Origin of the sequence: Schaedlerella arabinosiphila, assembly GCF_003885045.1 — a bacterium.
Lineage (GTDB): Bacteria > Bacillota > Clostridia > Lachnospirales > Lachnospiraceae > Schaedlerella > Schaedlerella arabinosiphila.
The window spans coordinates 6,202,464-6,219,176 of sequence record NZ_RHJS01000002.1 but is presented as its reverse complement, the minus strand read 5'-3'; the positions used below and the strand labels follow the sequence as shown (position 1 = coordinate 6,219,176).

The following is a 16,713-nucleotide window of genomic DNA, read 5'->3' as shown; positions in this document are numbered from 1 at the left end:
GAGGTGAGAACATGAACGAACCTAATCGTACCCAATGGCAAATCCGTTGTGCTTTTAATGGCTTTTGCAAGCGGGCGTTGAAGAATGAAGCTATGAACGCCCACAGGGACACAAAGCAGCGGCAATTACGCGAAGTTACTTTTTCCGATCTGCCGCCAGAGGAAGAAAACAGGCTTTACGTCTGCGACGAGTATTTTACAGATGATGAAGCGGAAAAGTCTTTCATTATCGGCGGTAAGGAAATTACCGCGAAGCTGCTTTCCGAAGCCCTGCACAGTCTGTCGGACGAAAAACGGGAAACCGTACTGCTGTATTATTTCTTTGATATGAGCGAACGGGAAATTGCGACATACTGCAACATTCCGAGGACAACAGTACAGACCCGCCGGACAAGCTCTATGAAGCTGTTAAAACGCTATTTGGAGGAACACGCCTATGATTACAAAGGGTAGCAACAATGAAAACGCTGAAAGCGGCTTACTGCCTTACCCGGTAATCATAGCCGCAACAAAGGGCGACCCGGAAGCTATGGCGATTGTCGTCAAGCACTACGAAAGCTACATAGCGTCCCTGTCTATGCGAAAATTCCGCGACGAGCGCGGCAATACCTATTGGGGCATAGACGAGGACATACGCGACCGTTTACGGTCACGGCTTATGCGGGCTGTCCTTTCATTCGAGGTTTAAGCTGATTTAGGACAGGCAGCGTCCCCCTTTCCGCTGCCCGTCCCCCCAGCAGAACCTTTTAAGCACCTTGACAAAGAAAGCGGCGCAAGATAACGGCGGCGCAGCATAGAGCAGATCGGATACGTCCCTTTTGCGCCGAGCCAGACAGCGGGTGCGCCATGACGCTATCCCGGCGGGGTTTTCTTTCCCCCGCTGGGACAGCCGAGCGACCAACACCGCGCCGGGGAGCAAGTTTAGCAGCTTGCGGGCGACGACAGCGCAGAATATATAATGATACTCCCTTACCGCCACAGTCCGAGCGTTAAAAGCGTCGCAGGCAATGGGTAGGGCTGCATGAGAACCATGCAGGGGTGAAACTCCCGTGAGGTTACGCTATTAACCGTCCGATCACAGCCCCTTTTTCACCATTAACCATTTACCCATTTTTGAAAGGGGGATTTATAGAATGAACAATGCTGATGTGCCTATTTGGGAAAAGTACACGCTTACCATTGAGGAAGCGTCAAAATATTTCCGCATTGGGGAAAACAAGCTGCGGAAACTTGCAGAGGAAAATCCCACGGCTGGCTGGGTGATCTTGAACGGGAACCGTATTCAGATCAAGAGGAAACAGTTTGAAAAAATCATTGACACACTGGACGCAATTTAGCGAAAAATATAGTGAAAAGGAGCCTTGAATATGCTATAATAGACGTAGGCATATCAAGGCTCTTTCCGACACGGAAAGGAGCAAAAACAATGTCGGAGAAAAGACGTGATAATAGAAACCGCATTTTGCGTTCGGGAGAGAGCCAGAGAAAAGACGGGAGATATGCTTACAAATATACCGATACTTTTGGTAAAGTGCAATTTGTCTATGCGTGGAAGTTAGTGCCTACGGACAAGACCCCTGCCGGGAAGCGTGACGACATATCCCTTAGAGAAAAGGAAAAAGAGATACAGAAAGACCTTGACGACGGGATAGACACAATCGGAAAGAAAATGACTGTCTGCGAGCTTTACGCGAAGCAGAACCGCCACCGTGGGAACGTAAGGCACAACACCACAAAGGGGCGCGAACGGCTGATGAAGCTGTTGGAAGCGGATAAACTTGGTTCCTGCCCCATTGACAGTGTGAAGCTGTCCGACGCGAAAGAATGGGCGTTGCGCATGAAAGAAAAGGGAATATCCTATAAGACCATAAGCAACGACAAGCGTTCCTTAAAAGCCGCGTTCTATACGGCGATACAGGACGACTGTATAAGGAAAAACCCCTTTGACTTCCAGCTAAACACCGTGATCGAGGACGACACAGAGCCGAAAGTACCTCTCACAGCGGAACAGGAAGAAAGCCTTTTATCCTTTATGCAAGGTGATAGCGTCTATCAGAAATACCGTGACGAGGTTATCATACTGCTGGGGACAGGGCTTAGGATTTCCGAACTCTGCGGACTGACTGAAACCGACCTTGATTTTGAAAACAGGATAATCAATGTAGACCACCAGCTTTTACGGAGCGCGGAAACAGGCTACTACATAGAGAAGCCCAAAACACAGAGCGGTATCAGACAAATTCCAATGAGTGAAAAAGTGTATGAAGCGTTGGGGCGCGTGTTGGAGAACCGCAAAGGAACAAAGCAGATCACCATTGACGGTTACAGCGATTTCCTTTTCCTCAACCGGGACGGTTGCCCGAAAACGAATGTGAACTACGCGACTATGTTCCGGGGGCTTGCGAAGAAGTACAACAAGTGCCATGAGGAAGCCTTACCCAAAGTAATGACACCCCACACCCTGCGCCATACGTTCTGCACCAACTTAGCCAATGCGGGCATGAACCCGAAAGCGTTACAGTATATCATGGGACATTCCAACATCACCATGACGCTGAACTATTACGCACACGCAACATTCGCTTCCGCAAAGGCTGAAATGGAAAGGCTGATTGCAGCATAGCCGCAGACGGATTTACTACTTCTTTTACTACCATTGAGAGGGAAAACCTAAGAAGTTATAAAGGTATATGTGAACTTCTCCCCATATCTAAAATGCCGGGAAAGCCCGGAAATACGGGCTATACCGACATATAAGAACTTCTAAAGAGATAATCTAAATTCACCAATAATTTTATAATGAAAAATTTATACAAGCATTCTATTCATTTAAGTATAAATTTATCTCGCTGCATGCATCCCTTGCCGAGCTTTCCGGATCTTTTCCTTCAAACAAACAGGCATCTGCCTGCTCCATTACCTTCTGCAACACTACTGCATCGTCCTTTACCGGAGTATTCAATCCTTCAAAAAAATCAATCAACCCCTGCAATTTGGAAGGTGTCACTTTGTATAGGTTTAACCCCTTATCTAAGTTTTCATCTCTGGTTTTGCTTCCCACAAATTCACCGTTTTCCGACACATACTTTGAATCTTTCATCATATCTCGGATAATAGAAAATCCTGTATATGACATCGCACTCTGCGCTTCACCCGACAGATAATATCGCAGAAATTGTTTTGCGTCATCCCTGTATTTTCCGGTACAATTTATTCCAAACACAGCTTCCGCTATAAAATAATTCCCTTTCTCTCTATTCAGATACTGGTATGACAGATCTTTTTCACTACATACTGAAAGCACTTCCAGATATGTTTCAAAACTAGAGATTTTGTCAATTCCTACCTGTGCATTTCCCAGGAAAATATCCATTTCCGGATTAAATCCTATATAAGGATACTCTTCTGCCCAGTATGTCATCCGACTAAATTCCTCAGATGTATCAATTTCATTGTCTGGAAAACTTTGTTTTGCAATCTGTTTCAAATCACGGTAAAAGTCTGACAGTTTTGCCTCGTCTATTGTTCCTTCCAAAATATCTGATGTAATAAACAGGTCAACAGCGGTTTCCGCAAAATTTTCCGGAGTGATAAGCGGAAGTCCAGTAACTGCTTTTTTTTCCAAAATATCCATCAATTCTTTTCTGTTTTTTGCATCTATAACTTCTGCATCACCCAAGATAATTGGCACACTGAAGGTTGTTGGGATCTGATAAATACTTTCTTTTTTATTATAGGCAGAAATGATATTATAAAAAATATTTTCTTTCTCCTGGTCTACGATACTGGTAATATCCTCAAGAATACCTTTCTCAATGTAACTGTCTGCCGGTAATCCATCTAAGACCAAAATATCCGGCCCATTTCCCGACATCAGTTCCGTATTCAATGTCCGTATTGCATCTGACAGCTCCACTCCATCTTCTCCAGTATATCCCACTTCAAAAGTAACTTCTAATTCCGGACACTTTTCTTGAAAAAGCGAAACAGCCTGCTGAATTTCTCCATGCTTTTTCAAGCTATAAATCCGCAGTTTATCTTTTGATGCCTGTTCCTTGTCTTCCGGTATCCCCCATTCACACAAATATAGCTTTGATTGATTTTTTATCATATTTAACATACAGAGAACTATTTTTTTTTCTGTATCATCTACTGCAAATCCAGTACAAATTTCCGCTTCATGATTTAATCCTTCCTTTTGTTCTGAATTTGTCAAATTTTGAAATAAATCCTGCTCTATCAAGTAACTATATTGGTTCCGTTTCAAGTCATACCGTCCTATTCCTGTGCCGTCTATAGCTATATACAGTATTTCCCCCGTGCTGTTTAAAGCAACATTCCCCACATCTGATTGCGAATTGCTTAAGTATTCTGAAAGTTCCAAATCATCCAGGCTCCTGTATTCCATTGTTTGTAAATCATATATCTCTACATGCAGCTGCATACTATTCATATTTTGAACTAAAACCGCCAGTATATTATTTGATATCGCAGTACTGATAAATTGATCTCCATCATTTATACTGATTGTTTTCATTTCTGACCCATCCGCCGGCGATAGTACCAGTTTTTCGTCATCATACACATAGAGCATTCCTTCTGAGGAATAATGATATCCATAGTCTGATGTCAGACTCATATCAGCGTCTGGCTTTTCCCAGCCCCCTCCTTCATTCTGGCTATCCCAGACGGCAGCATCCTGACCTGCCGTGGCAATTCGTAAAGTTCCATCCAGAAGATAGTTTAATGAATTAACAAATTCCACTCCATCCGGCAGCCAAAGCTCTGTACTCAGCCATGATGCTTCTTCATCTGATACATTTTCAACATTTTTCTTTTCGCCTTCATTTTCCATCTTACCTTCATCTTTTATTGAACATGAACATACAGCAATAATGATCACCCAAGATAGTATTATACTTTCTATTTTTTTTAACATGCTTACGCCTCTTTTCACCTTACCAGTTCAATTTAATTTCAGACTATTCTTTAATTAAGGTTCCATTTACCATTTCGTATACTTCATCGCAAAGAATATTTATATCTTCTCTGTTATGGCTAGCCAGAAGGATCATTTTTCCTTCATCTCTCATTTGAGAAAAGAGTTCACGCATTTCATTAATTCCATTTTTATCCAACCCATTCATAGGTTCGTCTAATAATAAAACAGAGGGATCCTCCATAATCGCCTGTGCTATTGCCAGACGTTGGCACATGCCAAGGGAATACTTGCCCACTGGCATCTTGTTATTCGGATCAAGCCCCACTTTTCTCAATATAGAAAATAGATGCCCTTTACAGTTTCGATTACGGATTGTATATAGAAATTTTAAATTTTGGAATCCATTCCAATATTTCAAAAATCCTGGTTCTTCGATAATTATACCGGCATCAGTAAGTATATCCATATCTTTTCCTATCCGTTTCCCGTCAACCAGGATTTCACCGCTGGTACAGTAAAAGAAACCACAGATACATTTAAACAGAACTGTTTTTCCAGATCCGTTATGTCCAACAATTCCATAAATATGTCCAGCCCTTAAATCCAACGAAATATCCTTTAATACTTCTTTTGTTCGAAATCTTTTAAAAACATGTGTAATTTCTATCCTCTCTATAGTGTTTCTCATTATTTATCTAATTCCCTTCACATAATAATTTTTAATCCACTTCTATACATCTTCGTTTTCCCAATTAAGCTCAATACGGTTTATTTTCCGACATATAACAAGTGAAATTGCCAAAATGGATAATATAAGAAATATCAACATATAAGTTACTGATGGCATACGGTAATATCCGCTGCTTGGTGTTGAAGATAAAGCCAATTCCAACCAATAGACTGGCACAAAACGAGCAATTGTAATGCGATTATATCCTGGAGTATTTTCTACAAAAAATAATAGGAAAACAATAAAAAAACCACCCAGAACAGCCCATAGTTTTCCTCCAAAAAGGCTCAACATAAACATTGCTATTCCCAGGAAAGTAAGAATCAGTATACATAATAACAGTACTAATCCCATGAGTTCCAACGGATTAAAATCTTGAAGCGCCTCGTATGGAAATATAAATTCAACATCATTTTCCATATAAAACTTTTCCATATGTCTACTAGACGCAAGTGTATATATTACTTTTCCCCAATTATTTGAGAACTCAATATGACCGATAACCGGTAAAACAGAAACAATTATAGAGATTACAGTAAGAAAAACAGATCTGATTAAAATTCCTCCAATCTGTCCCAAAACCCACTGTTTCCTTCCCATCCGGATTACATGGTACATGTTTGTCTGTTGCATAAAAGGCACATCAGAATTTATAAATATTACCCCAAAATAAAAAAAAGAAAGAATACTATAAGATGTCATACAAAATGGAAATATACACCATGAAATATGATATCCTTTTTCACTTATAAAATGTAAGTAAGGTCTTTCAAAACTCCATGCATATATCAAAAAAACAAAAAAGAAAATACAGATTTTACTATTAAAAATTTTTGTTATCGTCGTTTTTCCAATATACCGAATTAATTTCATCTTTCTCTCCCTACAATTTTTCTTTAAGTCCAAAATAACTTCCAAATGCAGATATCAATGATAAAATAGCAGTAAGAAGTACCACAAAAAGCAGATCAAACATGTCTTGTTTAAAAAATTTATAATCAGCATATAATGCATAAATATTGCAAAATCCATTTGGTCCAAAGCCTACGGAAGTAAATATCCGAAATATTAGTATTGGAATTGCTAACACTAATGCTCTGTTAGATATAAATACGGAACACATTGACGCAATATTTGATAGCGCGCCAGCAATAACTCCCATATGCAGTGAGCACAATAAACAATATAACAAGTACCATTTCTTTTTAAAGAACATAGCATAGCATCCAGCAAGCTCCACACCATATGAATTTTGATCATATGGATTATATGCCGCCCATGGAAGCTGTGTACGGCACAACAGCAAAAACATAAGTGTCCCTATAAACATAATCACAATAGAGTTCAAATAAATTACTACTGTTTTAGAAAAAACATAACTTTTCAGACTTCCTCTTATAGTGCTATATCGAATATATTTATGTTCTATGTCCTCAATATAGACAGTTGCAAATGAGAACGCGCAAAAAACATATGATAATAATGCCCCTGTCATACTCGTTGAAAAACCGTATGTAAGCACTACATCTTCTATCAGCCCACGTCGATCCAAAGAAAAAAATAAAGATGCCATAACTCCTATTACACCAATACACCATGTATAGCTTCGAAACCATCTATCTATATCTGTCAATACATATTTTTTCAAACATCTCAATGCCCTCATCTTCTTATTCCTTTACGTATTCTACCGTAAGTAGATTTCCTTTCCTGTTATGGCGTTAAACATCGCAATTTCCATATTAAATTCATTATCATATACTTCAAAATACCAAACGGGTTCCGCCTGATATTGCTGTTTTTTATCGAAGTATACCCGTATGGCCAGTTTTGCACGCGTAACAGAATACGAACAATCATCCAATAGATTTTCATATTTTTTTATTAAATTTTTTGCAATTTCTGAAAATGATTTAAAAACTGCAATTTCCTCAGTCGATTCAAATTCATATGGCGCTTCTGCCATTAATGTAAGCAGGCCTTTTTTATTATAGACTGCAGAAATTGGTGCTCGTTGGTAACTCTCAACCGCTCTTGTCATATTTGTGGTCATTATTTGTGGAAATATAGGAATATTTTCATAAATCTGCCATGCATAAATTTCGTATGCATCATTATCCTCTGTCCAACCACCAGATTTCAACTCTTTGGAGCCTATTACATTATCTTCATATGCTCTTTGTTCCAGAATACTATATTCTTTTCCACTTGTAGAAAACCATGAAAACGAAAATTCTTCTATTGGGTAATTTATCCCCTCCAGCAGTTCTTTAATCTTCGTCACACAGCTATCACCTGTCCCGAAAGAAAAATCTCTCTGCGGCGCCATACGTTCACTAGATCGAATAATCCTACGGTATATTTCACTTTCCGGTAAGTCGTAACTTAAACATTCACCAATCGCAATAGAGCTTCCATCAGTCAATGTATAATACGTATTTTTCAATTGTACTTGCTCTTCTAAAATTTCCTTTCCTTCTATAAAATATGTATATGCTTTACCGGTATTGTATTGTCGCAAGTCTTTGACTTTGGGAATGTGAAAATTATACATTTCAAATTCCTGCGGCACTTCCAGATTACACTTTATATTAATTTTTCCACTTTGCTCCGAATAAGATGCCGGAAAAAAATATCTTTGTTCTGTACTTCCCACATTACCTGATGTCTGCATATATAATCTATTGCTTGTATTTGAGTCCGTCCTATCCCTATTCATTTTCTGTCTGCTACAGCCTATTAGACTAAACACTAAACATATCAGAATAATCATATATCTCTTTTTCATGCCCATTCCTCATATAAGCAGAGACAGTTCTCTCTGTCCCTGCTTATTTTTATTTTATGGTGTATATCTTCCTCTGACATTGATTCCATTTACATTAGAAAAAGTATGGAGTTCGTATTCAAAGCCTCTCTTTGCTGTTTTAGAATATCCTTTGGAAGCTCTAGGGCTACTTGGCGTGATGGTCGCAATGTAAGAAATAACACTTTTATCACCCACCTGTATAGAACTTCCAGATAATCTACCACTTTTACTAAAATAGGTTCCAGTCATATAAAAATTCTGTTCATCATCCATTTTTCTCATTGCATAAGAATAAGGATCATTAGGATATGTTACATCAAAATCTATATAATCTGCAGCATTTGCCGTGATCGCAGACCCTTTTTGAAATATTTGCTGTATGTTTTCGAAAACCTCAGTCTAATTGCAATATATCATATATTTTTTATTAAGTCAATATTTTTTTATTATATATTATTAAAAATATTATAAAATTAAATATAATATTCTATATTTACACAATATTGTTTTTAATACTTATTATTGACATACTCATAATATAATGCTATACTGATTTGCGTAGGATAAATAAGTAATGTAGCCGCAACGCTCAATGAATCGGGTTCTGTAAGGTTTGCATACTAATTACTAATACTAGTTAGGAAGGAGGTCATCATGAAGAATTTGAAGTTAAGCAATAAGGAGATGGATGTTATGCTTGTATTCTGGAATACGGATGAAGCACTTGCATCCAGTGATATTCCGAAAATAGAAAGTGCGCTGAATATCAATACTGTCCGTGTGGCAATCAAAAACCTGTTGCAAAAATCTGCGATCGAGGTTGCCGATATCGCCCAGCGCGGGACTGTATTAACCCGCACTTACCGTCCGACGATTTCATTTGAAGATTATCTCAGCGGTCAGCTTCAACATATGAATTTTAACTCGCTGAACCTGATGAGCGCCCTGGTCAGGCAGGAAACAGACCATGAGAATCTGGATGAACTGGAAAAGATCATCCGGGAACGCAGGCGCAGCATAAAGTAATCTTACAAAAATACAACTTAATACGAGGTGAAAATAAAATGCATTTTTCAGCTACATCTTATATCATGGCTGTTTTAGGTGGAAACTGCTTAATTTGCTTTTTATGTATCATCATGAGAGACGGGCGTATTTCTCAGAAGCTAAGTATTCGCTTCCTGAAATACTTCTCATTTTTTGTCCTGCTGAGACTGATACTGCCTTTTGAGTTTTTCCACACCATAACAGTGCCTTCGGAGCAAATTCTGCCTGCGATCATGGATTTTTGTAACGAACAGGTTTTGTTCATGATCAGACATATTGCCGTAACGCCATCTGTACTGTTTTTATCCATTTGGATCGGCGGCATTGTTTGTATTGTATGCAGTACCGTCAGAAACTATATGAGATTATATCGCATCATCCCAAGATTTCCTGATCTGGCCGATGACTCTGGCGGCAAGGTATCTGCAATACTGACGGCTATTTACAACACAAATCCGATCCGCCGCCCGGTAAAAAAGGTAATCCGCACAAGATTTGTAAACACCCCCTGCGTCATAGGATTTTTTTCGCCTGTCATTTTTCTTCCTGATTCTGATTTTACACAGGAAGAATTATACTGTATCCTTTTCCATGAATTAAGCCATCTGCGGCATATGGATTTTATCTGGATGCTGTTTGCGGAAATTCTACGTGTCCTGAATTGGTGGAATCCTTTTGTAATCCTGCTGAGAAAGCAGCTGTCAGATATCCTGGAATACCATGCTGACAACGCAACCTTTTCCAGTCTGCCGCCCACAAGGCGAGAGCTGTATCTGGATTGCCTGATCAAGGTTGCACGCAGCCAGCAGAGGAAACAGCCGCTTCCGGCAATGACCTTGCCTTTTTCAAAGTCTTCTCCGGGATCTACTACATGCCGGGTATTACGTCTGATAAACACGGAGTCACACAGGTCATTTACAAATTATTTTATTACGGGTATTGCAGTCCTGATGCTGTTTGCTTCTACATTATTTATCTTTGAGCCTTCCTGGAAGCCGGAAGAAGAACTTAATGGCAAAGTTTTTAGTTTAGATGATGACAGTTATCTACAGATACGCAAGGATGGCAAATATGAACTTTATATGGATGATGAACACTATCTGGGAATTATAACAAATCGAGATCTGGAAGAAATCCGGGATCTTCCCGTTTATGATGAGAATAATTTAGATTAAATAAAGGAGTGTGATATCGCATGAAAAAGAAAATGATCATCCTATTATCTATTTTATCCATGCTTACACCATCAACAGTATTTGCGGAAGAATCCTATACTGTTGCGGTTTCAACTCCAATTGCCGCAGCCGAAAGCAATACTGAAGCCATCATGCCTATGTCAGATATAATTGTTTGGAAGTATAAGACGATCGGGAACAAGCTGTATCGCCGCAGATACAATGAAACGAAAAAACAATGGATTGGCAGCTGGGAATTAGTGCCGTAATATTATATTGCTATAAACACAATATTTTTCACTGGCAACTCACACAACTCGCATTACATAAAACCCATCATTGCCGGATTATTTGCATCTTTCAAAGCCAAAAACCAGGTATGGAAACAAATCCCCCTTCCGTACCTGGTTGTATTTCTGCCTTGCACTGTTTTATTCCGAAATTGCTCTTGCATTTCCATCTAAACTCTGTTATCCTGACATCAGTCTCGCGCGGCAGCTTTCTTGCCGTCAGACAATTCCCGCCGCAAAACATTCATTTTCGGCTCTTTTGATGTCTCCTTGATCCAGAAGAACTTCCCCTGATAAAAAATAAGAGATAAATCTGATGCAGAAAAGCAGGACTGGCGGGTCTTCAAATTAAACCGTATTTTAGAACTGGAGGTATTGGAGGAAGGGTTTTCGCAGCTGAATCCTCCGAGGCCGACCGAGACCTTCGAAGGGGAATATCCGAAGGTCACGCTCGGAACCCGGGTAGATATCCTTTCACCTGCCCATCTGAAAGAAGCGGTAGCGGAACAGGCAAAGTTAATCTACGAAAAAAACAGACAGTCTTCTTAACCGATCAAGACATTTTTGCCACAAAAAGCAAATCCGTACTTTCGGATTCTTTCCCTCGGAGTCCCTTTTGCGATCAGATTCGAAGCATATTCCTTCCTGTCTATCTGCTCCAATGCCGCCTTTACTGTATCCGAAAGCGCCGCTTCTTCCTCCGCTTCCTGTACCTTAAATTCCAGGATCATTGCGTCATCCGCTTTATTCCGAGGTTCAAGCAAGACATCATATCTGCCGAAACCGCTTTCTCTGTTGGACGTGATCACATACCGGTCTGCCAGCTCCACCATAAGTCCCAGCACAAACCCGTGATAAAAGCGTTCTGGTTCTTCCTTGGATGGCTTTGTACCTGTATCAAAATAGCTGAACATCTCAGAGCACACACGGTTCATATAAACATTCATAGCCTTCCGGTCATCGAGCAGCAATGCCTTGATAAAATCATGATAGTCCGCGCTGGTTTCTGTAAACCATCCTTTGATCATACTGCCAAACATCCGACGTACCTCGTGATTTGTCAGATCCAGTTCATAATTCACCTCACGGAAATCATCCCCCAGCTCCTCATATTTCTCATAATGAATGACTTTTAAATACCCGCTGGCAAGAAGAAGGCTCCAAATTGCCAATTCATTGGTATTCAGCTGATCATACACAATCTGTTCATCCATCGGTGTGATCAAATGCTTCCCTGCCAAAAGTCCTTCAAAAGCCTTCTTTACCTCCCTGTTTCCTTCCCGAAGGAGCTTACCGACCAAGCGGTTGGAGCTGGTATTCGCCCAATACAAGCCGACTTTTTTCTTGCTCAGATAGTTGATAATTGACCATGGATTATAAATATCTGTCAGCCCGCCAAATGTAAATCCGTCATACCACAGCTTCACTTCCTGCGCCCTGTCAGCCAATCCAAACTCATCCAGCGCCGCAAATACTTCTGCTTCCGTAAATCCAAATGCATCTGCATATTTTTCGGATGTCGCCGTAACCACCTCCAGATTATTCAGATCCGAAAAAATGGATTCCTTGCTGATCCTCGTAATCCCCGTCATAATCGCACGTTCAAGATATGGATTTTCCTTAAATGAAGAATTGAACAGGCTTCTGATAAAAGCAGCCAGTTCATCCCAGTATCCATTCACATAAGCTTCCTGCATCGGAGTATCGTATTCATCCAGAATGATGATCACTTTCTTCCCATAATATCTTGTGAGATATGACGACAGCTGATAAATTGCAAGCGTTGCTGTCACATCGTCCATATCTGCGGAAACATCCTCAAAAAATTTCTGTTCTTTTTTATCCAGGATCGGATGCTCCAGCAAAAAATTATATCCGGAATACAAGTTGGATAGAATCTGACATATCTTTCTGCGCGCTGTAGCATAGCTTTCTTCTTTGATATTCGCAAATGAAAGGCTGATCACCGGATAACTTCCCTGCTGCTGTCTATACTCTTCATTCTTCCATATGGAAAGCCCTTCAAATAAGTCTCCTCTGTCAGCATATGCTACAGAAAAAAACTGTTCCGTCATACTCATATTCAGAGTTTTGCCGAATCTTCTCGGGCGTGTAATCAAACTGACTCTGTCACCGCTCTCCCACCACTCTTTGATAAAATTTGTCTTATCAACGTAAAAATATCCTTTTTTACGAATCGTCTCAAAGTCCTGATGTCCGATACCAACCGTTCGAGCCATAGCATCTCCCCCCCCTCTCTGATCATGTATCAATTATAACCTATCTTCCTTTTTCTGTATACCGTATTTTTGCATCTACTGATTCACCTGATGCTTCCGGTTAAAGCCGCGGAACTTTGAGAAAGAATACTTGCATAATCATCTGCCTGTGCGTTATACTGTTATTGTATCGAATCAGGGAATTTCCCGTTACAGGGCATGCCAGACCAAGATGTGGCCTGTGACAATTTCCCTTTTGAGAGTACATGAAAATAAGCAAGGAGGTATTGATCATGAAACGCTATGTATGTGAACCCTGCGGATATATCTATGATCCCGAAGTGGGTGATCCGGACAACGGAATTGAGCCCGGCACCGAATTTGCAGATCTTCCGGATGAATGGGTATGCCCGGTATGCGGACTTGGAAAAGACGAATTTGTGGAAGAAGAATAGCATCAAAAATATGTAAAGCAGGAAATCGCCGTATGATTCCCTGCTTTACATATTTTTTGTTATGGCCATTCGGCCATTTTATAAAGTATACCCAAGGGCATCCCGTTATGGCCATTCGGCCGTTTCACAAGGTATACCTGCGTCCTGCGGCTCTCAAGCACTGCCTGTCCTTCACCGTTTCTCCCCTGCGCCGGACCGCTTCATTGAGCAGCACCACGAGAAGGCTGACCACCAGTAAAAAGTAAAAGCTGCTCCCTCTCGCCACATACAGCGACGGCATGAGGCAGGCCTGTGAAAACACATGGCTGAACACCCGGCAGTACATCAGTTCCGTGATTCCCTGCGCCCCCGGAAGGGGGAGCATATCCACCGCCACGGACACAGAAGCCTGCAGAAGCATCACCGTCAGAAGGCTGGTCCCCTGCTGAGAAAAGCCCAGATACACCAGCCCTGTCAGGAAGAACAGGCTGCACCTCTGCAGAAATGTGATTCCCAGAACCAGCAGCATCCTGTACTTCTGTTTTGCCAGAAAATAGACCGCGTCCTGATAGCCGCCGATAAACTGACGGATCTTTTCCGCTCTTCCGGCTGACGGCTTCAAGATCCGGATCCGTGTCAGGAAATGCTCGATCTGAAAGATCAGTCTCTTCATTGCCTCCGGCGCCAGCATGACCGCCAGCAGCACGGCCACCAGGACCACATGCAGCACAAGTCCCAGGATATACAGGCCAAAATATTTCCGAAGGTAGGATCTCAGCGGGTCATACCAGAAAAACAGCATGGCGCATCCGATGATCACAAGCACGAATTTATAGAGCAGCGCAACCGTCATCAGGACGACCGAGCTGTCTGAAAGCGCATTTCCATCCTTCTTCATATAATAAAGCTGCACCGGCTGTCCTCCCGTTGAGGAAGGTGTGATACCGGAATAAAAAAATCCGATAAAGGAATAGGAGATACATTTGCCGAGCCCGCTGCTGTCCGGGTTGATCATCCGCAGGAGATACCAGATCATACTCCCTTCTGCGCACACGAAAAACAATGCGGACGCAAGGATCAGCAGCAGACAGGGGAGGGAAAGCCCTTTGAGCGCCTCCCAGATCTGATTCCAGTCCTGTCCGCGCAGCACGGTATAAAAAGTCAGTCCCATGATCAGGAGAAATATCGTATAATTGATCAGATTTTTTCGGATTCTCTGCTTTCTGTCAGTATTCATATACAGCCTCCGGTTTCCGAAGCTTCCAGGATGCCTCTGGATGCACGATCTCCTCCAACGCCCCTTCAAACACAACCTGTTTGTCCGGATACTCATAAAAATCTTTGGGCGTAACCAGGGAAAAATGCTTTTCCGATACCTGAATCCCATTTTCCGACAATAACCTTGCGATATAGGAAGAACAGGTGTAATGGTTCTTCTGGTAAAAGGGCCTGCCGCACAGGATAAATGGCAGTCCAAGCACCGCATAGTGATAATGGAATCGGTTCCGCATATCCTGTTCCAGCGTCTGCCGGATCTGCTCCTTCTGCCGCCCTGTGCATTCCATTTCACAGATCATGTAGTCCGCGGTCGGAAATGCCCGGAGTATCTTTTCTTTATTTTCCTTTTCGAATCCCGCGATCACCGGGATAAACGGGTTCCGCCTTCCGAAGCTGTACGCTTCCTCCAGCTCCGCATCCATGGAGATGACCACATGGATGTATTTCTGTTTCAAAAAACGCCGTATGAGATACGCAAAAATCCCCGGTGTGTCTACCAATGCTATGTAAATCCGCGCCACTGTCTTTCCCCCTCGCTGTCTTTTTATGCACTTATCTACCCTGTGATCTGAACGTGCGGCTTGTTGAGAACGCGCGGCCTGTTAAGCGCTGCCGCTTCCCATTCCTTTTTTCCGCCAAATCTGCTTCGTCCACTGCACCGAGCTCTACTGGAACTGATATACCTTCTTGGCCAGGCGGTAACCGCCGATGGTCAGTTTCCCTCCCAGCTTTCCGGGCAGATCGGTCAATCCGCTGATGGTTCCGAACTTCAGACGGTAATACAGCCTGCGGTCATTGGATTTGATGCCGCTCCAAAGGTTCTTTTTCTTTGTATATGCTTCCTTGGAATTGATCAGAAGCAGGTGGATCGAGGAAATCGCCATCATGATGGAAATATTTCTCCGCATATACACCGCCAGCTTCGGATACTGCTCTGCCACCTCGTCCAGATCCATGCACTGCGCCACCAGCTCCGTCACCCGGATCTGCTGGTCGATCCGGCGCATCAGCACCTTTTCATTGACAGACTGATCCTCCCGCCCCAGATAGTATTGATACAGGGCAATGTCCATATAGTACAGCTTCTTCACATAGGGAAGGGGCTGGTACGCGAACAGATTGTCTACATAAAATGTATGCTCCGGCAGACGGACTCCGGACTGGTGCAGCACCTCTGTCCGGTAGACCAGGGCGTGCATAATCAGATACTGGGACGGGGAAAAATGATTGATATCATTCCAGGTACACAGCGTATCTGCCGGAAATACATTCCGATAATTCATCTCCCGTGAGGTTCCTTCGTCCAGATGGTTATAGACGTAGTTGCAGATGAACAGATCCGGCATCTCCCCGGGGCGTCCGGCATCGCAGAACTCTTTCACCTTTGCCAGGAGCTTCTTGTATGCCGATTCCTCCACCCAGTCGTCTGAGTCCACCACTTTATAATATTGTCCCTGTGCCAGCTCCAGCCCCTTGTTGACCCCTGCCCCGTGTCCGCCGTTTTCCTGATGAACGGCTTTCACGATGCCCGGATATTTCTTTTCGTAAGCGTCCGCGATCTCTCCGGTACTGTCCATGGAGCCGTCGTCTATAACCAGTACCTCTACATCCTCTCCGCCCCGTACAAGTGAGTTGATGCAGCGTTCCATATAATCCTGCGAATTGTAGCAGGGAACCGCAAATGTAATGTATTTCATGATAACCCTCCTCCTCTGCAAAGCTGCCGCAGCATACAGCGGCTGACAGCTTTCTCAGATACTGCTTTTTTTGATGTTGTTTTTTGATCTTGC

General features: G+C 42.2%; 18 protein-coding genes. 8 read left to right on the top strand and 10 right to left on the bottom strand.

Annotation, left to right across the window (positions count from 1 at the left end; all coding sequences use genetic code 11):
• The first annotated feature begins 11 nt into the window (after positions 1-11).
• From EBB54_RS29185 to EBB54_RS29165, 4 genes are all read left to right on the top strand, one after another.
• Positions 12-452, top strand: coding sequence for an RNA polymerase sigma factor (locus tag EBB54_RS29185; protein ID WP_125130361.1), 441 nt, complete (start codon positions 12-14; stop codon positions 450-452).
• Positions 436-687, top strand: a complete 252-nt coding sequence (locus EBB54_RS29180; protein ID WP_125130359.1) for a helix-turn-helix domain-containing protein — start codon at positions 436-438, stop codon at positions 685-687. The genes EBB54_RS29185 and EBB54_RS29180 overlap by 17 nt, the downstream gene beginning before the upstream one ends.
• Positions 688-1,132: 445 nt before the next feature.
• Entirely contained in the window at positions 1,133-1,336 is a 204-nt protein-coding gene (locus tag EBB54_RS29170) for an excisionase (RefSeq protein WP_016284327.1), read from the top strand.
• 89 nt (positions 1,337-1,425) lie between these two features.
• Complete coding sequence (locus EBB54_RS29165; RefSeq protein WP_125130357.1) at positions 1,426-2,622, top strand: tyrosine-type recombinase/integrase; 1,197 nt, start codon at positions 1,426-1,428, stop codon at positions 2,620-2,622.
• 198 nt (positions 2,623-2,820) lie between these two features.
• Here the strand turns inward: EBB54_RS29165 and EBB54_RS29160 are convergent, their stop codons facing one another.
• The 6 genes from EBB54_RS29160 to EBB54_RS29135 all read right to left on the bottom strand — a co-directional run bounded on the left by EBB54_RS29160 (position 2,821) and on the right by EBB54_RS29135 (position 8,753).
• The gene (locus tag EBB54_RS29160; protein WP_125130354.1) at positions 2,821-4,938 is read right to left on the bottom strand and encodes an extracellular solute-binding protein; all 2,118 of its coding nucleotides are present in this window, start codon (positions 4,936-4,938) and stop codon (positions 2,821-2,823) included.
• Positions 4,939-4,981: 43 nt separating this feature from the next.
• A complete protein-coding gene (locus tag EBB54_RS29155; RefSeq protein ID WP_125130352.1) occupies positions 4,982-5,629 on the bottom strand; it encodes an ATP-binding cassette domain-containing protein in 648 nt (215 codons plus the stop codon).
• Between the two features lie 42 nt (positions 5,630-5,671).
• Positions 5,672-6,544, bottom strand: a complete 873-nt coding sequence (locus EBB54_RS29150) for a hypothetical protein (protein ID WP_125130350.1) — start codon at positions 6,542-6,544, stop codon at positions 5,672-5,674.
• A gap of 10 nt (positions 6,545-6,554) precedes the next feature.
• Positions 6,555-7,319, bottom strand: coding sequence for a hypothetical protein (locus tag EBB54_RS29145; protein ID WP_148099411.1), 765 nt, complete (start codon positions 7,317-7,319; stop codon positions 6,555-6,557).
• Between the two features lie 39 nt (positions 7,320-7,358).
• Positions 7,359-8,390: a hypothetical protein gene (locus EBB54_RS29140; RefSeq protein ID WP_162307235.1), complete on the bottom strand. Its 1,032-nt coding sequence runs from the start codon at positions 8,388-8,390 to the stop codon at positions 7,359-7,361.
• A gap of 123 nt (positions 8,391-8,513) precedes the next feature.
• Positions 8,514-8,753: a hypothetical protein gene (locus tag EBB54_RS29135; protein ID WP_125130344.1), complete on the bottom strand. Its 240-nt coding sequence runs from the start codon at positions 8,751-8,753 to the stop codon at positions 8,514-8,516.
• Between the two features lie 381 nt (positions 8,754-9,134).
• Between EBB54_RS29135 and EBB54_RS29130 the strand changes: the two genes are divergently transcribed.
• The 3 genes from EBB54_RS29130 to EBB54_RS29120 all read left to right on the top strand — a co-directional run bounded on the left by EBB54_RS29130 (position 9,135) and on the right by EBB54_RS29120 (position 10,971).
• Positions 9,135-9,506, top strand: a complete 372-nt coding sequence (locus tag EBB54_RS29130; protein WP_125130342.1) for a BlaI/MecI/CopY family transcriptional regulator — start codon at positions 9,135-9,137, stop codon at positions 9,504-9,506.
• Between the two features lie 254 nt (positions 9,507-9,760).
• Positions 9,761-10,702, top strand: coding sequence for a M56 family metallopeptidase (locus EBB54_RS29125; protein ID WP_334295295.1), 942 nt, complete (start codon positions 9,761-9,763; stop codon positions 10,700-10,702).
• Between the two features lie 20 nt (positions 10,703-10,722).
• Positions 10,723-10,971, top strand: a complete 249-nt coding sequence (locus tag EBB54_RS29120; RefSeq protein ID WP_125130338.1) for a hypothetical protein — start codon at positions 10,723-10,725, stop codon at positions 10,969-10,971.
• A gap of 566 nt (positions 10,972-11,537) precedes the next feature.
• Here EBB54_RS29120 and EBB54_RS29110 read toward each other — a convergent pair.
• Positions 11,538-13,232 carry an AAA family ATPase gene (locus tag EBB54_RS29110; RefSeq protein ID WP_125130336.1) on the bottom strand — a complete coding sequence of 565 codons (1,695 nt, stop codon included), beginning with the start codon at positions 13,230-13,232 and terminating at the stop codon, positions 11,538-11,540.
• 272 nt (positions 13,233-13,504) lie between these two features.
• Between EBB54_RS29110 and rd the strand changes: the two genes are divergently transcribed.
• Entirely contained in the window at positions 13,505-13,666 is a 162-nt protein-coding gene (gene rd / locus EBB54_RS29105; RefSeq protein WP_125130334.1) for a rubredoxin, read from the top strand.
• Positions 13,667-13,790: 124 nt separating this feature from the next.
• Here the strand turns inward: rd and EBB54_RS29100 are convergent, their stop codons facing one another.
• The 3 genes from EBB54_RS29100 to EBB54_RS29090 form a co-directional block, all read right to left on the bottom strand.
• The gene (locus EBB54_RS29100) at positions 13,791-14,882 is read right to left on the bottom strand and encodes a lysylphosphatidylglycerol synthase transmembrane domain-containing protein (protein ID WP_125130332.1); all 1,092 of its coding nucleotides are present in this window, start codon (positions 14,880-14,882) and stop codon (positions 13,791-13,793) included.
• A complete protein-coding gene (locus EBB54_RS29095; protein ID WP_125130330.1) occupies positions 14,872-15,444 on the bottom strand; it encodes a hypothetical protein in 573 nt (190 codons plus the stop codon). Before EBB54_RS29095 ends, EBB54_RS29100 begins: the two co-directional genes overlap by 11 nt.
• Positions 15,445-15,588: 144 nt before the next feature.
• Positions 15,589-16,620, bottom strand: a complete 1,032-nt coding sequence (locus EBB54_RS29090; protein WP_125130329.1) for a glycosyltransferase family 2 protein — start codon at positions 16,618-16,620, stop codon at positions 15,589-15,591.
• Positions 16,621-16,713: the final 93 nt, after the last annotated feature.

Bases quoted from the DNA above. Each gene is read 5' to 3' on its own strand.
- EBB54_RS29185 (WP_125130361.1), top strand. From the start codon at position 12: ATGAACGAACCTAATCGTACCCAATGGCAAATCCGTTGTGCTTTTAAT.
- EBB54_RS29180 (WP_125130359.1), top strand. From the start codon at position 436: ATGATTACAAAGGGTAGCAACAATGAAAACGCTGAAAGCGGCTTACTG.
- EBB54_RS29170 (WP_016284327.1), top strand. From the start codon at position 1,133: ATGAACAATGCTGATGTGCCTATTTGGGAAAAGTACACGCTTACCATT.
- EBB54_RS29165 (WP_125130357.1), top strand. From the start codon at position 1,426: ATGTCGGAGAAAAGACGTGATAATAGAAACCGCATTTTGCGTTCGGGA.
- EBB54_RS29160 (WP_125130354.1), bottom strand. From the start codon at position 4,938: ATGTTAAAAAAAATAGAAAGTATAATACTATCTTGGGTGATCATTATT.
- EBB54_RS29155 (WP_125130352.1), bottom strand. From the start codon at position 5,629: ATGAGAAACACTATAGAGAGGATAGAAATTACACATGTTTTTAAAAGA.
- EBB54_RS29150 (WP_125130350.1), bottom strand. From the start codon at position 6,544: ATGAAATTAATTCGGTATATTGGAAAAACGACGATAACAAAAATTTTT.
- EBB54_RS29140 (WP_162307235.1), bottom strand. From the start codon at position 8,390: ATGAATAGGGATAGGACGGACTCAAATACAAGCAATAGATTATATATG.
- EBB54_RS29135 (WP_125130344.1), bottom strand. From the start codon at position 8,753: ATGGATGATGAACAGAATTTTTATATGACTGGAACCTATTTTAGTAAA.
- EBB54_RS29130 (WP_125130342.1), top strand. From the start codon at position 9,135: ATGAAGAATTTGAAGTTAAGCAATAAGGAGATGGATGTTATGCTTGTA.
- EBB54_RS29125 (WP_334295295.1), top strand. From the start codon at position 9,761: ATGGATTTTTGTAACGAACAGGTTTTGTTCATGATCAGACATATTGCC.
- EBB54_RS29120 (WP_125130338.1), top strand. From the start codon at position 10,723: ATGAAAAAGAAAATGATCATCCTATTATCTATTTTATCCATGCTTACA.
- EBB54_RS29110 (WP_125130336.1), bottom strand. From the start codon at position 13,232: ATGGCTCGAACGGTTGGTATCGGACATCAGGACTTTGAGACGATTCGT.
- rd (WP_125130334.1), top strand. From the start codon at position 13,505: ATGAAACGCTATGTATGTGAACCCTGCGGATATATCTATGATCCCGAA.
- EBB54_RS29100 (WP_125130332.1), bottom strand. From the start codon at position 14,882: ATGAATACTGACAGAAAGCAGAGAATCCGAAAAAATCTGATCAATTAT.
- EBB54_RS29090 (WP_125130329.1), bottom strand. From the start codon at position 16,620: ATGAAATACATTACATTTGCGGTTCCCTGCTACAATTCGCAGGATTAT.